At 45.7% G+C, this 16,979-nt stretch carries 22 protein-coding genes; 4 read left to right on the top strand and 18 right to left on the bottom strand.

Features of this window, described 5'->3' with window-relative positions; all coding sequences use genetic code 11:
* Positions 1-124: 124 nt before the first annotated feature.
* The 5 genes from EV213_RS11515 to EV213_RS11500 form a co-directional block, all read right to left on the bottom strand.
* Entirely contained in the window at positions 125-433 is a 309-nt protein-coding gene (locus EV213_RS11515; RefSeq protein WP_166639275.1) for a helix-turn-helix transcriptional regulator, read from the bottom strand.
* Between the two features lie 13 nt (positions 434-446).
* A complete protein-coding gene (locus EV213_RS20760; RefSeq protein ID WP_166639274.1) occupies positions 447-947 on the bottom strand; it encodes a hypothetical protein in 501 nt (166 codons plus the stop codon).
* 463 nt (positions 948-1,410) lie between these two features.
* Positions 1,411-1,830, bottom strand: a complete 420-nt coding sequence (locus EV213_RS11510) for a stress protein (RefSeq protein WP_133580680.1) — start codon at positions 1,828-1,830, stop codon at positions 1,411-1,413.
* Positions 1,830-2,435: a copper amine oxidase N-terminal domain-containing protein gene (locus EV213_RS11505; RefSeq protein WP_166639273.1), complete on the bottom strand. Its 606-nt coding sequence runs from the start codon at positions 2,433-2,435 to the stop codon at positions 1,830-1,832. Before EV213_RS11505 ends, EV213_RS11510 begins: the two co-directional genes overlap by 1 nt.
* 66 nt (positions 2,436-2,501) lie before the next feature.
* Entirely contained in the window at positions 2,502-2,846 is a 345-nt protein-coding gene (locus tag EV213_RS11500; protein WP_133580678.1) for a YolD-like family protein, read from the bottom strand.
* A gap of 158 nt (positions 2,847-3,004) precedes the next feature.
* Here EV213_RS11500 and EV213_RS11495 point away from each other — a divergent pair, with 158 nt between their 5' ends.
* Genes EV213_RS11495 through EV213_RS11480 form a run of 4 tightly spaced genes read left to right on the top strand, consistent with a single transcriptional unit; the run spans position 3,005 to position 4,445 of the window.
* Positions 3,005-3,382, top strand: a complete 378-nt coding sequence (locus EV213_RS11495; protein WP_133580677.1) for a hypothetical protein — start codon at positions 3,005-3,007, stop codon at positions 3,380-3,382.
* Positions 3,379-3,651, top strand: coding sequence for a hypothetical protein (locus tag EV213_RS11490; RefSeq protein WP_133580676.1), 273 nt, complete (start codon positions 3,379-3,381; stop codon positions 3,649-3,651). Before EV213_RS11495 ends, EV213_RS11490 begins: the two co-directional genes overlap by 4 nt.
* 12 nt (positions 3,652-3,663) lie before the next feature.
* A complete protein-coding gene (locus tag EV213_RS11485; protein WP_133580675.1) occupies positions 3,664-3,957 on the top strand; it encodes a hypothetical protein in 294 nt (97 codons plus the stop codon).
* An 11-nt stretch (positions 3,958-3,968) separates the two neighbouring features.
* A complete protein-coding gene (locus EV213_RS11480; RefSeq protein ID WP_133580674.1) occupies positions 3,969-4,445 on the top strand; it encodes a helix-turn-helix domain-containing protein in 477 nt (158 codons plus the stop codon).
* Between the two features lie 165 nt (positions 4,446-4,610).
* Here EV213_RS11480 and EV213_RS11475 read toward each other — a convergent pair whose 3' ends face one another.
* From EV213_RS11475 to EV213_RS11420, 13 genes are all read right to left on the bottom strand, one after another.
* Positions 4,611-4,892 (bottom strand): holin, encoded by a 282-nt coding sequence (locus EV213_RS11475; protein WP_133580673.1) that lies wholly within the window; start codon positions 4,890-4,892, stop codon positions 4,611-4,613.
* Positions 4,893-4,905: 13 nt separating this feature from the next.
* A complete protein-coding gene (locus EV213_RS11470) occupies positions 4,906-6,270 on the bottom strand; it encodes an N-acetylmuramoyl-L-alanine amidase (protein WP_133580672.1) in 1,365 nt (454 codons plus the stop codon).
* A gap of 15 nt (positions 6,271-6,285) precedes the next feature.
* Positions 6,286-6,600 carry a hemolysin XhlA family protein gene (locus EV213_RS11465; RefSeq protein WP_133580671.1) on the bottom strand — a complete coding sequence of 105 codons (315 nt, stop codon included), beginning with the start codon at positions 6,598-6,600 and terminating at the stop codon, positions 6,286-6,288.
* A 40-nt stretch (positions 6,601-6,640) separates the two neighbouring features.
* Complete coding sequence (locus EV213_RS20755) at positions 6,641-6,793, bottom strand: hypothetical protein (protein ID WP_166639272.1); 153 nt, start codon at positions 6,791-6,793, stop codon at positions 6,641-6,643.
* Positions 6,780-7,103 (bottom strand): hypothetical protein, encoded by a 324-nt coding sequence (locus tag EV213_RS11460; RefSeq protein WP_133580670.1) that lies wholly within the window; start codon positions 7,101-7,103, stop codon positions 6,780-6,782. The genes EV213_RS20755 and EV213_RS11460 overlap by 14 nt, the downstream gene beginning before the upstream one ends.
* Positions 7,100-8,365 (bottom strand): hypothetical protein, encoded by a 1,266-nt coding sequence (locus tag EV213_RS11455; protein WP_133580669.1) that lies wholly within the window; start codon positions 8,363-8,365, stop codon positions 7,100-7,102. Before EV213_RS11455 ends, EV213_RS11460 begins: the two co-directional genes overlap by 4 nt.
* A gap of 149 nt (positions 8,366-8,514) precedes the next feature.
* The gene (locus EV213_RS11450; protein ID WP_166639271.1) at positions 8,515-9,600 is read right to left on the bottom strand and encodes a siphovirus ReqiPepy6 Gp37-like family protein; all 1,086 of its coding nucleotides are present in this window, start codon (positions 9,598-9,600) and stop codon (positions 8,515-8,517) included.
* 3 nt (positions 9,601-9,603) lie between these two features.
* Entirely contained in the window at positions 9,604-10,458 is an 855-nt protein-coding gene (locus EV213_RS11445) for a phage tail family protein (protein ID WP_133580667.1), read from the bottom strand.
* Between the two features lie 4 nt (positions 10,459-10,462).
* Positions 10,463-15,031, bottom strand: coding sequence for a phage tail tape measure protein (locus tag EV213_RS11440; RefSeq protein ID WP_133580666.1), 4,569 nt, complete (start codon positions 15,029-15,031; stop codon positions 10,463-10,465).
* A 217-nt stretch (positions 15,032-15,248) separates the two neighbouring features.
* Positions 15,249-15,575 (bottom strand): hypothetical protein, encoded by a 327-nt coding sequence (locus EV213_RS11435; protein ID WP_133580665.1) that lies wholly within the window; start codon positions 15,573-15,575, stop codon positions 15,249-15,251.
* Between the two features lie 18 nt (positions 15,576-15,593).
* Positions 15,594-15,818, bottom strand: a complete 225-nt coding sequence (locus EV213_RS11430) for a hypothetical protein (protein ID WP_133580664.1) — start codon at positions 15,816-15,818, stop codon at positions 15,594-15,596.
* Positions 15,815-16,459: a LamG-like jellyroll fold domain-containing protein gene (locus tag EV213_RS11425; RefSeq protein ID WP_133580663.1), complete on the bottom strand. Its 645-nt coding sequence runs from the start codon at positions 16,457-16,459 to the stop codon at positions 15,815-15,817. The genes EV213_RS11430 and EV213_RS11425 overlap by 4 nt, the downstream gene beginning before the upstream one ends.
* Positions 16,456-16,881: a hypothetical protein gene (locus EV213_RS11420; protein WP_133580662.1), complete on the bottom strand. Its 426-nt coding sequence runs from the start codon at positions 16,879-16,881 to the stop codon at positions 16,456-16,458. Before EV213_RS11420 ends, EV213_RS11425 begins: the two co-directional genes overlap by 4 nt.
* Positions 16,882-16,979: the final 98 nt, after the last annotated feature.

Raw genomic sequence — 16,979 nt, 5'->3', positions numbered from 1 at the left:
GCAACTATCATTATACAGGTTTTGGGGAGGTGCTCTATTTTTTATGTGGTTTTACTCTTAGAGCCGTATGGGTTCGGAGTTATGAAATTGATTCAATTTACTAGTCAATACAATAGGGCTCATTCTATATGTTAAGAAGTTCATCTTTTTTCTGAGTATCTTCGAATTGAGCAACATCTTCAAAATTAATTCCTAATACTAAAAAGACTTTGTCATAAATTTTAGTGGTGATCCCGTCGTTTCCACCTTCAATCCGATAGATCGTTTTGACACCTACCCCTGCTCTTTTAGCTAATTCGACTTGCGATAGATTTTCTCTAATTCTTTTTGCGAAGACTAATTTCCCAAACACTAATGCCATAGAATTCCCAGATGGTTTTAGTGAAGGGTATTTTTCTTCAAGATTTTGTTTTAGCTTAAAAACATCTGTCATGATAACCTCTCCTTTACGGATTAAATTGTGTGCCTTGAGTCTGCAACGACTTAAAGATGTCATACGCTCGATCTCGGAATTCATCGGTAGGATCGACATCACTTTTCCTTTTCTCAAAGGGGAAGGTCAAACAATAGTAAAGCTTATTTTCGTGATATTTCGGAAAAAAGATAATGCGAAAATGCCAATTAAAATTAGCGATACTGAGACGCAATTCAAAGATTGGACTTCTTCTCAAAGCTTTTACTAATCGAAAGGTCTGACTATAAGTTTGTTTATCTACTTTAACTTCCAAAGTCGTTGTTGTCGGAGTCTCTTCAACGCTATTATTTGATGGTAAAATTTTCTTAGGTACCGTTGCTAAATATTCTAGCGCCTTCATAATGAAAAGATATTTCACTTTGTCAACGTGACTATTCAATGCAGTTTCAGCAAGGATTTCCAAGTAATCCTGAAGTGGCTTTTCGCCGTTTTCATCAGACATTATTATGACGTTAGCTGTAGTTATTTCCATTGATCATATCATATATACGCTTAATTGTTAATGGATTATCACACAATTTCGGCTATATATGACCTATCCTCCTTTTCATTAGTGGCTCAACCGGGTCATCGATGGCAAAGAAAACATTGTCGTGAGCGGCATTAGTCGATTCTACGCTTTTACGCAGTGATACCAAGTGTAGAGATCTTGCATATATAACAACAATAAACATTTTGTCTCATTATTCTGACTCCTTATTATATTAGTTCTTTTGACAGAAGAACACAACTCCATATAGCATCCTGTATCAACTTTTTTTCTATTAAGATTTAAAGATCCTATTCATAACTGTTAACACAAAAAAGCACCAACCCCTTGTCGTTCTAGGGTTGGTGCTAATTCTTGACGTCCCAGGAGGACGTAATCCTAGTCCGCTAGAGCCCTGATGTATAAGGGCTTTACGGTCTTCTTGTGTAAAATCTGTGTAAAAAAATTATAGTTCGTGTAAAACATCAACATACTCAGCAAACTCTTCTTCGCTCAAATCGCCATTGAGCTGTATTAAAATATTATGATGAGCAGCTGTCCAATTAAACAGCATCCCCATCGACTCAGCAAGTCCCTCATAATACTCTTTCATTTCGTCAAGATCTTCTTGATCACTGTAGCTAAATATCTGGCCACCTTTGTCCTCGCCTAATGAAGGGATGCTAAACTCCACACTCTTCTCAAACTTGTTAGGTGCTAAGCCTCTGAATTCATTCTTTGGCTGGTCCTTTACGTCCTCTACTTCTAGTCCTGCCTCTTGCCATGCTTTGATGACTACATCAGGCTCAATACTACGACCAGATGCAGTAGAGCTACAGGCGGTGAGCAAAAGCAATAGGCATGCCAGTGTAAGTTTGAGCTTCACTATTTTTGTACCTTAACGTCGTTAAAACGGAAGTCTTCAAAGCCTGGTCTTAGTAGGACGTTCACTTTATCAACCCCAGGAATAGGCTCAAAGAAAATTACACTCTCGGCACTCACGCCTGGTTGAAGAGTTCCTGATGCGTGGGCGACATCGTTTCCATACCAACGATCAAAATTAAAGCTTTGATCAAAGTCATACTGTTTACCGTTAGCGACAATAGTTGCAAGGCTTTCTGCCACTCTCATTTCCTCGCCACTCTCATTATAATACGTCACATACAACCTCAACGAATCCTCATCCTGCACAACCTTATCCAGCTTTACATACTGATTAACATTCGTAGCCTCCCCACCAGATGACGGCAGAGCAGATCCAACACTTGCAATGTTAACGGTCCTACTAGCCTGGTCCCACTTAACATCAGCGCCAAGCATCTCGGATACGGCTCTCAATGGTACGTACGTGGTGTTGTCAATCAACTTTGCATCAACTGGAGCAGTACGGCCGTCCACTTTTACTTTGATAGCACTTGCAGCAAAAGCACCAGCTGAAAAGATCACCAAAGCAGCCACAGTCAACAACACGATATTTCTTAATTTCTTCAATTTAAACCCTCCCTTATGTATTTGTGGCAATTTTACCATATTTACGCATATTACCGCAGGATAGTTTCAAACTTTTGTCAGGTGTGTGATGTACGAAATGGTCACATACGTATGATCAATATCCACGGTCATAAAGGTGTCGCAGATATTTTTCGGTACGCCAGTTACCTCATGATACTGTCCGTCTTCTGCGGTCCAGTGTCTTGCGTGGAGAACGTATTTTTCTTTTGCTGCATGGCGCAGCAGTTCGTAATGCTCCTGTGCAAGTTCATCTACTATGTTAGGGCGTGGTTGTCGTCTTACTTCATTATAGTGTTTGCGTAGATCATTCCTTTGCTCAGGGAGGATAAAATTTTTATCCCAAAGAATGTGCCCGAAATTTGCGTACTCTCTTGGATCTCGTTTTGCCATTTAGCTTGTCTCCTTTTACGAACGTTTGTTCTTAGTATAAAGGAGACTGAAATAATTTACAAATAAATTTGCCAAACCACTTTACACGCGATACCGCGCATGGTATATTATTAACAAGAGGCGCGATAACGCGCATAAGACGAAAAGGAGCTGATCAAATGAATGTCATGAAAAGAGCTTGGGAAATCGCGCGTGAAGGTGTTGTAAGATTCGGTGGCAAGGTTGTTGAGTATTTTGCAGAGGCATTGCGCATGGCATGGGCAGAAGCTAAACGTCCTAAAAAAGCAGAATTTGTTACATCCGCTGGTAGCCGTAAGCACAAGTCATGGGTCGCTAAAATCACAGGCAAACATGCACGTTTTAAATTTGATCGCTCCTTTGTAAAAGAAGTAAAAGAGAGCTGGGTTGAAAAGTTTTTCTTGCTTAGTGGTGGTTTGTACGAGGTCTGTGACGGTGGCGAACGTCGCTTTATCCTAGTCACTGGCGCAACCGTCAAGGACGTGCAAGAGTATGAGGTAATGGAGGCGATCGCTTGAGCCACACCATTGAGATCGCAGAGGGCAGCCGCAAACATAAAACGTGGGTTGCGAAGATCATCGGGCCCAGCAAAGAGTTTAGGTTTGACCGGTGGCTAGTCCCTCAAGACAAAGGCAACACCAGAGCCACAAAAAAATTTACGTTAGCAGACGGCTTTTACGACGTGTGTGACATGGGCGGACGGAGATACATCAAAGTAGTGGATGGTGTTGCAGAGCCAACCACCGCGGCAGAGATCCACAAGGCAATAAAAAACAACCAAATATGAGGAGGAATTACAATGTATAAAGGGATTGAGCAAGCAACTAAGGAGTTTAACACGTGGGAGGGTGCAGCATCCATCTTTATCGACGTTGAGGACCACGATGCATGGTGTGTCGTTAAAGATGAGGCGTCTTACAATAGCGACTCAGTGATCCATCTGATCAGCAAAAACGATGTTGATGATCGTTTTGAGGCATACCCTGCTGAGGTTCTTTCTCAGCTCGCAGAGGCAAAGGAAAAAGCACTTGCAGACGGATACGAAGCTTGGCAGGTCAATCAAATCTATTTATTTGCAGAAATCATTTACTAGGAGGAATTGTCATGACAAGAGACGAAAAGTTTGGACGTGTCTTAGCCATTGCTGATGTGCTAGGAGAGCGCACTTTACCAGCTAACAAAGCGTCAATCAGCAGCCGTTACTCAGGGGATTTTGCGCGTCACCCTGAGAAGGTGCTCAAGTGGATACATGAGGAGCTTATAGCGTACAACCACAATTGGGGCGACAGGGAAATGTTGCTATTTGAGTACCTAGCAGATGAGATTGCAGGGCTTGAGACAGACGAGTTTAACAACACTCCTTTGTCGGGCAAATACCTACAGGCGGTCATGTCAAAACGCGCGGAGTTAAACAACTTAATCAGCGCGGACCAAGCAGCAAAAAAGTGGGATATGCACCCGAGTACGGTAAAAAACTATTGCGCAAAGGGGAAAATCATCTCAACTAAGATCGGTAAGACATGGGTGATTGATGGGATGCAACCTAACCCAAAAGGGATTGTTGATGAGGAAGATGAATAAACTACATGACTCTATCATATTAATCTGATAAATTAACATAAAGTTCTACTGTCGCACTCCTTGTGGGTGCGTGGATTGAAATTTTATGCTTTGGCTCTGTATCCGAATAGTGAGTAAAAAAGTAAGCACCCAGCCCCTTGACCGGTTGGGTGCTTATTATTGTGCTTATCTCACTTTCCCAAACTTACCTGTGCTGCCCTTACGCTCGTTCCCGATCTCAAACAACCCAGTTGAGGCAAGACCAGCAAAACCCCCTGCCCACAGTCGAGCCGTCAGATCAAGACCTTCAGCAAATGGATATGCGGCCGCACCAACCAACACACCCAAACACAACGCAATCAAAGGCACGTAATTCTTAGACAGGTGCGGTACAGCTGTCTTAATGATCTGTGTCAATGCAGTAACAACCCCGACCAATACGCTTGCAAACAACAATACTTCATTCATTTTATCCACTCTCCTATAGATATTTAGGCATCTGTGCAGCTGCCCAAGCTCGTTGTCCATCTGACTCTTTGAGTAAGGTCGCTAAGTAAATCACCTGGTTGGTGTCCACATAACGCTCAAGCTCTTGCTTCGCCCAGAGCCTCACACCTCGATCATCTTTTTCAATCAATGTCTTCAAATATTTAACCTGGTTCGGATCGATCAACAACCTATCACCTGTGCAGTTAAAAAACTTCTGCAACATGCCATAAGCCCACGATTGTTGTCCGTCTGAGCCACCCTCAAGCAACTCGGCCCAATACAACACCTCATTGCCTTGGTCAGCTGTTATTGCCTTTTGTTTCGTACTGAGATTGAAGTACTCAGCAACACTCTCAGCAATGGACTGCCCTGCTTTCTCGAGAACATCTGTGTCTCTCAGCTTTTTTATATCAATGCTTGAATCCATGTAACCGCCCTCAGTTAAAATGGCTGGCATCCTGGACTCACGAAGCATGTGAAAATTAGCTTTCTTCAACCCTCTATTACGCAAGCCATAAGCACTCAACAACCCACCCTGTACGATCTCAGCAAGGCGCTCGGACTCTGGAACATCAGCCGAATACGTATACGTCTCTGTGCCTGTCCAGTCACCCCAATCGCCTGTGTTGGCGTTGTGGTGGACACTCACTAATGCATGAGCGCCCCAGTCGTTTGCTTTGCGTGTCCTTGCGGATAGCGGCACATCAATGCGACCTGTTTCATCGTCCAGTCTCAGCACCTCAACACCCTCGTAAATGCGCAGGTGTTTGATTGCGGAGTTAACTACGCAATTGTTAAATGTCCACTCACGCTCGCCATCTGGTGTGCGCTTGCCTGGTGTGTTGACTCCATGACCTGCGTCCAATGCAATCTTTACCATCGTACAAACCTCCCTGTCATACTGAGTTAAATTGTGTTGCTCGATCAATTTGTTGAGCTTGGACGGGTAGTTGACATCGGTTGCATAGCCAGCGTCCTTGACCGCTTGTGTGGCACGCTTGTAATCGGCTTGGTTGAGTACATCCTCATAACGGTTGAAATCCTCCCAACCCGTGCCGTGTGTGTATTTATGACACAGATCAATCACACAGCCCTCGTAGGTGTCATAGCTCCGAAAGTCTGCGTTGATGTAGTAGACTGAGCCATCAGGTCGTTGCTCTGCGGTGCGTTTGGTGTACGTTTCTCCAGTCCAGTTACTAGCCTTGATGCCAAATAAGTTGTTGGCTTTGGTTGCTAAATCTGACGTGCCCCAGGCTGACTCAAGTATTCCTTGCGCTAAAATTAACGACGGCAAAACGCCGTTTAAACGACCATGATTGATCGCAAACGGCGCTAAGGTTTTTATGAAATTGGTCATGTGCTTAGCCTCCTATTAAGGTGTTGGTGGTATCAAAAGCACTGCTGCGATAAATCCGACGACTGCGGATATGATGCCACCCACAACTGACCCAACCATTACTTTTGTTAGCATCCTACGCACCCATTTGGAATCTCCTTTAATCTCTCCCACATCGCCCATGAGTGTGTTAAAGCGTTCGTCAGTAACGGCTGCGTGTCTTTCTAAAAGCCCCACACGATTGCTGATCTCTTTCACATCACCTTTTAGATCAGAAATCTGATCTGTGTGCTGCGTGACAGTTGTTTGTAGAAAGTTGTCTACCACTGGTGTGACCTCCTCACTAGACATGACGTTGCCCCCTTTCTCTTTTAGGCATAAAAAATACGCCCTATTCGGCGTTGGTTTGTTCGGCTTCGAGTGCTGCTCTTACTTCGTCGATAACAGATGAATGTACCATTTTGACTCCAGTTCCTGGCTCAAGACTTCTCAACCCTGCTTTAACCAAAATAATGTACATGTTGACAAATTCAGCTTTTGCCATTGCTATCGCCTCCCATTGTCATTACCATCTCGTAGAGTGCAGCCATCGTTAAAGTTTGCTGTAGTTGATCTTGTTGGAGCTTTTCATAATCAGCGACCAGCTCGGATTGATCTGCGTTGGCTGTGATATACGTGATGATTTCATCCTCGGTTGCTTCTAAAGGCAACTGTGCTTTGGTGATAAAGATGCGTCGTTCTTGACCGTTTGTTTCGTAGTTAACGACACGTTTGCTAAAGTGTTCGGGTAATCTCTTGGTCACGCCGAATGGTGCTTTATACTGTAGACTGCTTTTCGTGATTACGATGTTCATACTGCCACCTCTTCTGTTATGATTTCGTCTTCTGTGATAATTTCTTCATCAATAAAGACATACGGTTCGCCGTCCCACGACTCGCCCACTTCACGCTCCACGCCTTTGATGCCCCAATTTTGGATAGATGGATGGTCATCATTACGTGTGCCAATTATTAGTGCTTTATATACTCCTGCCGTTTCGCAAGTAACTAGCAATTTGTCACCAACCACTTTTCCGTATGCTCTGCCAAAATGCTCGTGTGGATTTACCCAAACATCCACGTCCACATTTAGATGCTCAAAATAATCAGGTAACTGGATCTCAACCGTTTCTCCGTCTGCTGTCGCCTCGGCAGTGCGCCTGTAAAGTGTGTCGCCTGCTGTCGGCGATTCCACCGCACCATGTCTAATTATGTGAGTGTCTCGTTTTTCAGGCTTTGGATGGGGTATTTCAAAGTTTTTAGATCCTTGAACTATAAAACTCCCAGCCACTCCAACACTGGAGTTTCTGTCTCCTAGCCTCACGTCATCATCGTTAGGTGCAGATGCCTCGTATCCGATAGCTGTTGAGCGTCTAGACCTCGCCCATGTTGAATATCCTAGAGCGGTAGAGCCATCCCTTTCAGCTAATGCTATATTCCCTATTGCGATAGATGGCAGGGTGCTACTTGTTGTTCGTGACTCTGACCCATATCCTATTGTGATGGATTTACCTTGAGCTACGATGTCGTATCCTAATGCAACTGCCCCGAATGCCGCTTCGGCGCGGTATCCGATTGCCACTGAGCTAGATGCTGCTGATGCCCCATTTCCTATTTCAACATTATTAGCGTTCAATCTAGAATTTATTTCTTGGGTATCGCTACTCACCGTCCCGATCAACGTTTCCAACGCCTCGATCGCCGCCCTAATATCCGTATGATCATGAGGTGTCGATGCAATTACACCACAAACGCTGTTCTCATAACGCTCATCAGTAACATCACCTTGCTCAATAAAGGACTTACCAGCGTTTATGCTCACCTGAGCCAACGACAACTCCCAAACGTTATCGTCCCTCTGCAAGCTAGGCGGTACAGGAGCGTCCGCAAACTCGCCAGCTTTTACGTAAATGGCTATGTTCCGTGCCTCAATACTTAAATCCAACTTGACCACAATCCTGTCAATCCGTGATCTGCTTGAGCTTGCATTGAGGTGCGTCAAGCTAATCTCTTCATTCTCGACATACAAATGGTAGCCTCGCAGGTTCGCAGTCCCTGGACGCACTCTCACGCTCATGTCTGTGCCTGACGCAAGTACCTGCAAAGTATCATCAGGTTTATACTCCACACCGTCCGTCATCAGCGTTCGAAAATACTGTGCGTACCTGTCAGCGCTGTATGTCCGTTCATCTGTTTCGGTACTGTCAAAAAAACCAAACTCTATAGTCATCTTCTCACCTCTTGTTTAATTCTTTCTATTAGAGTGGGTGCCGTAATTCCAAAGGTTGCTTCAAGTTGTACGTCACCTGTCTCATAGATTTCTGTGATCTCAGTGATGCGCTGGTTAAATCTGACGCCCCACTCACGGTCGAACACGGTCACGATGTCACCTAGATCGTAGTCTTGTCTGTAGACTAGGTTGGATCCACTTAAAGCCGCTTCGAATGATTCGACCCGTGCAGCTTCTTCTAGCTTTTCAAGTCCGCGCGTACGTAGCAGCTCTTCATATTGAGCATTCGTCATGCCCTCTTCTTGCTGTAGATCTCTTGCATCCACAAACAACTCTCGTCGTTCAGTGCCGTTTACATTACCAACTGTGACAATCTTACGTTCAACACCTTCTCCAGCACCTGCCACAAGTGCCACATTTCGATAGCTGAGTTTTGACCGTGTTAAGATGCGGTTTTTGAGATTGTTGCGCTCGATGCTAAAGATCGCTTTGGACAACACATCTTGCTCTTCTGTTAAGTCTCTTCCAGGCGCACACTCAAACGCATAGTTTTTATTGCTCGTATCTGCTCGTATGCGCCAACCAATACCAGATACTCGGCTGATCGACTCGACTTCCTCAGCCAACCCTTTATACCGTGTCTGTTTGGCAACATTGTCACCTCTGCGTTGGTCAGATGTAATAACTAGACTGTCTATAGGTCTGCTACTGATCGCATTGGTTTGCACAAGACGTTTCATGGCGCTTTCAGCTGGCAGAGTAAAAGTATCGTATGCCTGGTTATTAGGTGGGTAGGTAATGCGGCGCGAGAGCCAGCCATCTAAAGCCGTCCCACGCACCACGATAGAGCCACCATTTGAATCATGCATTTGCACGTAATCAATCTCTGCTGCCTCTGCGCTGTTGCCCACAATGTAAATTAAATTGCCCTCAACTAAATGCTCCACCCCAGCCTCACCAGTCGCACAGTGTAGCTCAAAAGAGCCGATGCCGTGCCAACTGCGACGCCAGATAAGTGAGCTGTATACCTCAACGTCACCCAAAAAGTTAAATGCTCTATCAATCACTCGGATCGTAGACACCAGCTACACCCCCAAATAACGATTGCGGTACTCAATGAGGACGCGTGTTTTTGTACTATCGTTGTTGCTGTTGTAACTGATCTTGTTTTCGCCTTTCACAAGCTGAAAAAACACGGTGTCCAGGTCGATGTAGTTAAATGCGTTTTCTCGTGTGCCGTCACCTCGGACAATAGTTACACTCTTGTTGCCAAACGACGTATCAATGTACAAAATGTCGTTGTCCGCAAGCTCTCGATTAACGCGTATGTGCTCGCCTGTTGTCCTATTTGTAATGGTCGGGTTACTGGCTGGACCAATAAATGTTATTTTGATTGGCACCTCGTAAGCACTCTTATTAATAAAGGTTTTGAGTGCTGCACGTTGGCTAAACATATTAGGGAATTTGACTGGAAACATGAACTTACCAGAAATATAGCTCATCTCAAGTCTAGTAACGGTTGCATCTTGCCAAAGAGGATCAGGGCACATGAGCGAGATAAAAAACATTTGGTACGGCTGTCCTTGTCGGTCAGGAAAATCAACCGTCTCCACAACCGCATCAATCTCTTTGACACCGCCAGCGTATTCGTAGCGTAACCTTCCCAAACCATCATTAGGATTTAACACCGTGGTCAACCTAGCCCTTCTCTCATATATCTCATTTAAATTGTTGCCCATCACCGCACCTTCGAGCGACAAGTAGCGAGGCTCTAACGTACTGCCTCTGTAGGTAACGCCCATTTGAGTAGGTGCTTTATGGGTAAAAAATGTTGCTGTCGGGCTACCTGCCCCCTCAATCTTGGATACAAAAAAAGGCGCTGAGGTGGATAGGACCACGCTCTCGCCAGTTGTTTTGTTTGTATAAGTTAGTCTGCGCATGATCTTACCCCCACTCTAGCGCTAGTTTTTGAGATTGTTGTTTTAGTAGCCTGGCATTTTCTGAGGCGTTTAATGGTGTCGGGCTGTTGATCGTCACGTTTTGCGTCACGTTGACACCGCCACCTCCTGCAGCTAGTCGACCGCCTGGTGAGTTCGGCACGTCTGGTAAGGCAGCTTTCGCAAAATCTCGAGACATACGAGCAACTGAGGCAATCTTAGACTGCATGCCTAGTACAAAGCCGTCGCCTGTGTGCTCACCAATTTGGAACGTTTTACGAGATGGTGACTTGACCTCCAGGCTCCGTCGTAATTCCTTGTCAACCGTTCGTCCGATCGTTCTCATGGACGATGCGACTTTAGCTTCTTTTTTCTCGATACCATTTACCAGCCCGTCAACGATGTCGCCCCCGATATTAACCAAGTTAATGGATTTCAAAAATGCGATGATGCCGTTTGGACCATTCCACGACTCTGTAAAGATGTTCTTGATGCCATCAATACGCTCGCTAAACACATCTGTCAGTGTGCCCCAAACAATGTCCCAGGCTTCGTTAAGATCCGTGCCAAGTTCATTCGATTTCTTGACCATGTCAATAGCAAAAAACTCAAACACATTAAACATCTCGCCTGTCTGAGTGTTCACGATCTCCAGGTGCTCAGCGTATTGATCTCTCGCTTCATCGACTACACCCTTGTGCATACCTTCCGCGGATGTGATCGCTTCGTCTTTTTGTCTCTTAGCGTCCGCAATCAAAGCTTCGGCTTGCTCTTCCGTGATCGATCCAACTTCATCACGTTGTCGCTTGATCTCCTTGACCACTGCTGCATATTGCTCCTCAGCTGCTTTAGTAGATTCGTCGCGCTGTGTGGCAGACTGTTTTATGATCTCCTGGACCTGTTCTTGCGTGAGCCTGGTCGCATCGTCTTTGAGTTGCTCAAGGATGGCTGTTTGCTCTTTTGCGGATTGTGAAAAGTTTGTTACCGCGTCCTCGATCATCTGCTTTTGGATCTCGTCAATCTGTTTGCGCTCTGTTTCCGTGAGTTCACGCTTTTCTCTCGCTGCAGTTTCAAGGATCTCCTGGACTTTGTTTTGTGCTTCTTGGATCTCCTTTTTCCACGCCACGTAATGCTCATTGAGTTTTTGCAGCGCTTCTTCTTCCTCTTCTTTGGTGAGCGCTTCCGATTCATCAAAGAAATTCTTCATCTGTAACAGTTGCTCTTGATGATTGGTATTAAGGATGTTTAGTGTCTCTGTCGCCATCTGATCAAACACGCCTGTTATGGCTGCGGCTGATTCCTCTGCGACTGGTTTACCCTCAAGCATAAGTCTCTCAAGTTGGAACGTCGCTTGATCGGATAGAGCCATAAATCCATTGACTGCTTGCTCTGTCGCATCTGACACTCCATCGCCAAAATCTCTTACAACAGGTGTCGTTAAAGCAACTTGTTCACCAAAGGATGCGGTTCCCTCTGATAGTGCATTGATCTTTTCGAGGGCTACGGTTGACGCCGCACCAATACCGCCGATGTCTGGAAGGCTATTAATCACGCCACCACCTGCAGCATCGTCACCTGCGCCACCGCCAGAGCCACCTTTGCCTTTGCTTCCTCTTTCGACATTGGTTAAGGATTCAATACGTTTCTCAAGTGCATCAAGTGCGGTAATCTGTTCTTTAACAACTGGCGCCAAATTAAGCGTCTCACCAACAGCTTCTGCAACGGTTCGTTTTTGTGACTTAATGCCCTCCGTCAAACTCTCTGCAAAAGACTGTCCTGCGTCTTGCCATTTTGGATTGTAGGTTTCGAGCAGTTTCACAATGTCGTCCTGGTTCTTGCCAATGAACATCTTTCTTGCTTCTGCCTGGAGCGCTTCCTCTTCTGTGAGAGCTTTAAAATGTTCAGAGATCGCTTTTTTCTCGTCTTCTAGCGACGTCACCACAACATCTAGCTTAGACTTTTCGATCTCCTGTTTATTCTCCAGCTCTGTTTTGAGAGCCTCACGCTTTTCGTCAGCAGCAGTACGTATGTCCTCAATCTCCTGACGTAAACCTTCTTTCCGGATCGTGCGTTGCTCAAGCATTTGGCGACGTTCATAGTTCGCTACTAGCTCATTAATCTCTTCCTGCAGCTTCTTGCGCTCATCCGCTGTTTCGGCTTGTGATCTTCTTTTCTCTAGCTCGGATTTTCTGTTCTGAAACTCCTGTTCTCGTAGCGCTTTCTCTTCTTCTTCCGTCTTTTTGTCGATTCCATCTATCTCGTCTTGGAGAGCCTTAACTTGCTTGTAAGCCTCTTCGTCAATGAGTTTTAGCTTTTCCGCATACTCTTTGTCGTAGATCTTGATGCGCTGTTCGCTTGCTTCTCGCTCGGCATCAACTTGTTTATCAAGTGCTTTTGTCTGTATCTTCTCTGCTTCTTCATATTGAGTTCGTAACGCGTCCACAATAGCCGCGCCGATACGATTGAGCTGGTCAATGTTCTTTTCCATTTCGCTCTTGACTGATTCAGCCATCTTTCGAACAGTCTCTAGGACGCTAGGTGTGCCCTCTTTTATACCGTCCTCATAGCCCTCTGTAGTATTTTTACCATAGCCCTTAAACACGCGGCTAGGAGAAAAGATTTGAAGGATGGCCGTAAAGGTACTAGCGATACCATTTGCTAGGCTGATGACCGCATTTGTAATAGGCGCAAAGCCAGCCAGTAAGCCGTTTAAAAGTCCACTCGTAATATCAAGCCCAAACCCTTGAAACATACTAGCCATACCACTAAAAAGACTACTAAACATGTCGCCAATCGCTTTGAAGTACGTTACAAACGATTCCCAATTGGATACGACAATTAAAGCTACACCACCCAATGCGAGTAACGCAGCTGTCAGCCAACCGATCGGATTGGATGCAAGAAACGCCATCAACCCACCAGCAGATGCGATGGATGCGGATAAAGTGCCAAACGTAGCAACAATTGAGCCGACAGATGCAGTAACCGCACCAAGACCAATAAGCACAGGACCCATTGCGGCAGCTAGTACGCCAGCTACAATGATGACCGATTGCATGCTCGGATCAAGTGCCGCAAACCAATTAGCTAGGTTCTCAATCGTGTTGAGCAAAGGTTCCATTGCGTCAAGTGTCGAGAGTAATGCAGGTATGAGCGCATTGCCTAGTGTGATCCCGACATCCTTGACACGGTTCCAAAGAATTTTTAACTGGCTTGCTGTTGTTGCGTAGCGAGTCTCAGCTTCTTTGGTCAGTGCTGTATTTTCTGCCCAGGCTGTTGTCGCCGTATCTAGTGTGCCACTTAAAAGGTCACCTGCGTTGGCAAGGCGTAGCAAGGAGTCACGTACACGGATCTCAGACAAACCAAGCTCCTCAAGCACGCCGAACACATTGCCGCCTGACTTGCTGATACGATCTAAGCCCTCAACAAACGCTACAATCGCTTGAGCCGCATCCTCTTTAAAGGCTTTGCTAAACTCTGCACTGGACATGCCAGCGACCTTGGCAAACATTGCAATCCCTTCGCCGCCCATTGCGACGGCAGAACCGATGTCGACCATAACCCTACTAATAGCAGAGCCCCCAGCCTCGACTTCGACGCCAACAGATGCTAGTGCGGCAGAAAAGCCTAATACCTCTGCCTCGGTCAAGTTAATCTGTGCCCCTGCACCAGCGATACGTAAGCCCATGTCCACGATCTCTCGCTCAGTTGCAGCAACATTGTTTCCCAAGTCAACGACCGTGGAGCCTAGCCTGTCAAACTCTTGTTGAGGCATCTTTGTAATGTTTGCGAGTCGTGCTAAAGAGGTTGCCGCCTCATCGCTCGTCATGTTAGTGGCAACGCCTAAATCAACCATCGTACGCGTAAAATCTAGCAATGCTGATTTTTGCACGCCTAGCTGACCTGCCGCTTCGCCGACTCGTGCAATCTCTGTGGCGGCAGCAGGAATCTCTTTTGCCATATCTCGAATGCCTTTTTCAAAGACTGCAAACTCAGCTGCCGTTGCATCGACGGTTTTTTTCACGCCAGCGAAAGCTGTTTCAAAGTCAATTGCTGTTTTGATGCTACCTGCTGACAACGCCGCAAGAGGTAACGTCACGGCTGTGGTCAGTGATCGACCAGCTGCGCCCATCGTGTCGCCGACTCGTTGCATTCTGCCTCCAACTGTTTGCATGGTGGTGGATAGTTTGTTCCATGAGTTGGTTTGTTTGGCAATCTGGGCATCGGTACGTTTTAGCGCACCCTCCATTTGCCCTAGCTCGGCTTGTGCTTTGTTTAGTCGGATGGCCAGGCGCTCCGTTGCGGCCGCATCCGCACCTTTTTTGGTGGCTGACTCTGAGTGTGCTTGCTCTAGCTGTTTTACTCGTGTGCGCTGGATGGTGATCTGTTTGTTCAAGCCGATTGATTTTTGTCGCAGACCTTCAGTTGAGTTACCAAACTTATCAAATTTGCTCGCAGCCGCATCAAACTCGGACTTTGCAAGCTTCATCTGCCTGTTTAGCTTGGACATGCCCTCTGTAAAGCCAAGACTGTCTAAGCCTAATTTGACGACTAAATTACCAACTTCTTCACGCATAAATTTTGTTCACCCCCTGCCTAGAAAAAGACGTCCTCTGCAAATGCTTGCTTTGGCTCGTTGTAATCCTTGTCGTTCAATTTCCTGTAAACACGCAAAAGAGCGAAGATTTTCCGTGGCGTTGATCGCCAGAAAGTGTCCTCGCTCATGTTAAGTACCTCGGTCGATTGGTATAGCAAAAGAGCCCAATCCCACATGGATTCGTTGGGATCAGGCTCTACTTGTTTTTTGTGTCAGACTCATCGGCTTCGGGGAGTGCTGCGGTGATGGCGTCAGTAATTTTTGTAACTATGCCCTCAAGTTGGTTGGGAGCAATCATCGCACCGACTTTTTTAGGTGTGAGTGTTTCATCCTCGTGGATTAGAGCCGCCCACAACATTGCGCGAGTGGCTTTGATAGAACCAGAACTGATTTTGTTCATCGCTTCTTGGAAATCACCGTACTCGTCCTCTAGCTCACAAAAGGCGTTCATGTCAAAGACCAAATGGCGTGTTTTGTCCAACTCTATAGGCACTCTCTTAATCCTTACATCGTTCTTAGCCATTATTAAAACCTCCATGTTTTAAATAATTTCAGGGTCTGGTATATTTCCATGTTCATGTTCCAGTTGCCACGGATCACAAGGCTTTTGCTCTTCGTTATGACATAGGTGATATCGGATGCGGTACCACTTGACCGATTTCAACGAGTCTACTATTTCAGTAACGCATTGTTCTTTTGTTTTTGATGTATCGTACTCTTTAATTTCGATCCCTGAAGGACTATAAACCTCGAATGAATGTATCATCCAACAATCACTCCCTTTACAGGCTGATAGTATCGCCATGTAGCGCCTGCAATAAAGCCGTGGATTGGGTTGGTTGCATCATCATCAACAAGAGTCGTACCTTCACAATCGTCCATGTTGTAGCTAGCGATGGGAGTTGAATCTCCCCAGAACCTCACGTATTTAAAAATCGCATCTGTATAGTATTGCGCTGATGCAGAATCTTTGCCTATATACAGATCGCTATTGCTGAGCGCTCTGGCAGGAGTTGTAGTGCTCGCTACTACTTCACCATTGACGACAAGTTGCCTATCTCCACCATCTGCAAGCTGTACAACTATACGCGTCCACTTGTTTAGCGGTATCGTGTAGCCTGTATCCCACCTGGTCGATAAGCCACCCCAACTGATAATCAAGGTGTTTCTTTTATCGGATCGGCAAAAGAAAAACAATTCGGATTCTGACGATCCAGTTAGTCTTTTTGTAATAAACGCATTAATGCGGAGTGCGCTTCCACTATCGTTATACGAGCGCACAAAAACCATAAATTCGATAGCTTTTATGCTGTCAAACTTTGAATGGTGAGGAATGATACAATAATCATCCACGCCATCTAGCGCTAATGCTGACTGAGGTCGTGCGGCGTGTTTAATCGCACTCATTTGATCTCAGCTACCCTTACGCTTGTAGGTGTAGATGCTATGGCATACAACGTGATGTTGCTTACCTTAAAAAGCCTTTCCTGCCCTGCGTAAACAGGGATGCCGTTAGCCGTTGTAACTGCGTTATCAAATCCTACAAAAATATCATTCTCAGGATCATTATTAACAATCAACACAGATTGTCTCCCTGCCAAATCACTAGATCCTATTCTGATAGCAGTTGCGGTAGCTCCAACTGTTTTTTCTCCGTACAGCGACCCTTGCCCGATGCCACCAGCCATTGTTACAGGCATCGGATTATTTGCGCCCGTCTGCACCTGTTCGCCATCAATGCCCTGGTGCTGAGGTACAGCGATCCACACAGGCACATTGCCTGGTAAAAGCACTTCCTGCATTAGCACTCCGTTTCTATATTGAGCCATATTTACACCTCAAAAAGGAGAGCCGAAGCCCTCCTGTGTTTTTTTATTTCGGCTTCTGCTGTCCTACCACGACGTATTGCCATGGTGATAAAAACGCG

It is taken from the genome of Aureibacillus halotolerans (genome assembly GCF_004363045.1).
Classification (GTDB): domain Bacteria; phylum Bacillota; class Bacilli; order Bacillales; family DSM-28697; genus Aureibacillus; species Aureibacillus halotolerans.
Note: the sequence above shows the minus strand (reverse complement) of the source record. Positions and strands in the feature narration are given on the sequence as shown.